Annotated in this window: 5 protein-coding genes; 3 read left to right on the forward strand and 2 right to left on the reverse strand. The window is 39.2% G+C overall.

From position 1 onward, the window contains the following. The 3 genes from BGP15_RS05735 to BGP15_RS05745 all read left to right on the forward strand — a co-directional run. Positions 1 to 316, forward strand: a 316-nt coding sequence (locus BGP15_RS05735; RefSeq protein WP_502688432.1) for a DUF1281 family ferredoxin-like fold protein, incomplete at its 5' end; no start/stop codon positions are given. A 4-nt stretch (positions 317 to 320) separates the two neighbouring features. After that, entirely contained in the window at positions 321 to 752 is a 432-nt protein-coding gene (locus BGP15_RS05740; RefSeq protein WP_066436453.1) for a hypothetical protein, read from the forward strand. 23 nt (positions 753 to 775) lie between these two features. Further along, positions 776 to 1,108: a penicillin-binding protein gene (locus BGP15_RS05745; protein WP_066436448.1), complete on the forward strand. Its 333-nt coding sequence runs from the start codon at positions 776 to 778 to the stop codon at positions 1,106 to 1,108. A gap of 240 nt (positions 1,109 to 1,348) precedes the next feature. Here BGP15_RS05745 and BGP15_RS05750 read toward each other — a convergent pair whose 3' ends face one another. Together BGP15_RS05750 and BGP15_RS05755 are read right to left on the reverse strand one after the other, a co-directional pair. Continuing rightward, on the reverse strand, positions 1,349 to 1,798 hold the full coding sequence (locus BGP15_RS05750; protein WP_066436445.1) for a response regulator: 450 nt from the start codon (positions 1,796 to 1,798) through the stop codon (positions 1,349 to 1,351). After that, a complete protein-coding gene (locus tag BGP15_RS05755; protein ID WP_091520313.1) occupies positions 1,780 to 2,067 on the reverse strand; it encodes a hypothetical protein in 288 nt (95 codons plus the stop codon). Before BGP15_RS05755 ends, BGP15_RS05750 begins: the two co-directional genes overlap by 19 nt. Positions 2,068 to 2,260 lie beyond the last annotated feature (193 nt).

A 2,260-nucleotide genomic window follows, 5' to 3' on the forward strand; every position in this document is an offset into this window, starting at 1 on the left:
AAGTGCGGGTGTATTCCAGTATGAAACAAAATGGTCGCCAAATACGGATGCCGTTAAGCAGATAGCCGAACATTTCAAAGTGAATTTCACACAGGACTATGAGGAATTAGGATGCTTAGTATATGGTCAGGCAATATTTGAAGAAGGAATACTAACGGATACCTGTTTAGATAGCCAGGACTTTGACAGCTATGAATTAGACGAGGAAACGGACACCTACCATTTTGAGGGAACAGAGTACGACAGCGAATGGGAAATACTCGACAATTTGTTAGAGCGTAAAAGCGAAAATCAATTAAACACCATTAAAATTTAGAACGATGAAACTATCAGATAAAGCGACAGCACATATTTTGGTTAAAGCCAACAGCGAATGGGATAATTGCGAGTTTGCAATTATCCACCTATCCGAAGAATGGAAAACAGAACAGGCAAAACGGCTTGCATTAGTTAAGCCGTTAGAGGGCAATCACTATTTCTGCTCAATGAATTACTATGATACAGCAGTAGATTTTTATAGGACAGGCGAAAACGACAACCCGAATATTGAAGAATTGCTAAACGGTAATGAATGGATATTTGTGGAGCTTGACGAGCAAGAGCAGGAAACGTTTACCGTACCTGAAAACCGACTGGACTGTTACAGGCTTGTATTAAGGGCAAACGGTACAGGCTACTATACAGCATACGGGAAGCATACGAGCGAAGAATTTTGGACGGAAGAATTTTTATTAACCCAATTAATTGCTTAATCAGAAAAATCAAATTTCAAATTATGACACGTTCAAATCTTCACATCAAATTGAGTAACGGAAAATCCCTTGTATGCGTTGCCGACAGCAGCAGCGCACCCGAACAGGGCTATATCGTTGAAAGGCTTTTTTTGCCCTTGTTATCCCTTGATAACAGCGAGCAAGAACTCTTAATGCTTAAAGAGTATTGCACGATGGATGAAAGGCGGATAAACGCATATTACCGCTATTTAATAGACCTTACCACTAAAGAAGTTAAGTTTTTTGAAGAGCATTACAGTTATACCAATGACACTTTCAGGAAAGGAAAGGATATAACGGAAAGATACTACGAGTATTTAAAAACGATTAACTAATACAAGCCGCCTGACCCGAAAAGTCGGGCGGCAAAAAGACAGATCCTCCCGATGGTCGGGCAGTCTTTTTGCTTTAAATTGGTGCAATCCCCTTTAGCAAAATGCACCCTTACAAATCCTTTTCATTTTACCAAACAGGTTGCAGCGTTATTGCGTGGGATATTCGTTATCCCATAATTAGATTAGAGTGATTACTTTCTTTCGTGAGTTCAGCGGAAAAGAAAGTAACAAAGAAACCTGCTATTGCGGAAACTGTTTGTAATATTCTTTTGCTACTTCAGCTACACCTGCACTGAAATAACGCCCTCCGTCGTTTAGTACCGTGATGGCTTTTTTGAGTTCTTCGGGGTCTGCGCCTTTCAGGATATACCCTTTTGCCCCGCTATTAAGCATTTTAACCACATCCTGCACATCATCGTTAATACTAAAAGCCAAGATTTTGGTTTGCGGATATTTTTCAAGCAATGCTTTAGCAGTTTCAAAACCATTCATTACAGGCATATTTATATCAACAACCATTATATCGGGAATAACTTCAATTTGCTCCATTTTTTTCAGTGCTAATTTGCCGTTTTCCGCTTCAAATACGATTTCAAAATTATCGTCGTCCCGTATAAAATCGCAGATACCTTTCCTAAGTAAGTCGTGGTCGTCTATCATTCCTATCTTAATTATTTTTTCTTTACCCATTTTCTTCTTTTGATAAAATTGAAAAATCCGTATTTAGACTTAGATAAATCAGATGTTCTGTCAACGTGAGGTAAGCCATTATTAACCGTAATGTCCCTGACCTTAAAATGATTAAGCCATTCTTTAAAGTGTGCTATTTCGTGAGGCTTGAAACGAACAATTTCCCCGTTTTTAAGAGATACGATAAAAACATCAATGCAGAGAGTGAATGCAGATAGATGGGATGCAGGATAGTCAAATTCGGGGTAAAAAATATGCTCATTCTCCATAGCCTTAATGTTTTAGGTTGTGGATGCCTGGCACAAAAAAAGAGCGCAGGCAACTACACTTACCGCACATTGAGGCACTGGTATGCCCGACAACGAATAAGCGAGCGCCCACGCCTTTTGACGTGAGCGTTCTTACTTATCTGTCCCGTTGTCTAAAAATTACCAGTTTTCAATGTGGGACTTAAAGCAAAAA

It is taken from the genome of Sphingobacterium sp. 40-24 (assembly GCF_001899705.1).
In the GTDB taxonomy this organism is placed as follows: Bacteria; Bacteroidota; Bacteroidia; order Sphingobacteriales; family Sphingobacteriaceae; genus Sphingobacterium; species Sphingobacterium multivorum.

What these genes read in the sequence shown, in the direction of transcription:
- BGP15_RS05750 (WP_066436445.1), bottom strand. Translation starts at nt 1,798, where the DNA reads ATGGGTAAAGAAAAAATAATTAAGATAGGAATGATAGACGACCACGAC.
- BGP15_RS05740 (WP_066436453.1), top strand. Translation starts at nt 321, where the DNA reads ATGAAACTATCAGATAAAGCGACAGCACATATTTTGGTTAAAGCCAAC.
- BGP15_RS05745 (WP_066436448.1), top strand. Translation starts at nt 776, where the DNA reads ATGACACGTTCAAATCTTCACATCAAATTGAGTAACGGAAAATCCCTT.
- BGP15_RS05755 (WP_091520313.1), bottom strand. Translation starts at nt 2,067, where the DNA reads ATGGAGAATGAGCATATTTTTTACCCCGAATTTGACTATCCTGCATCC.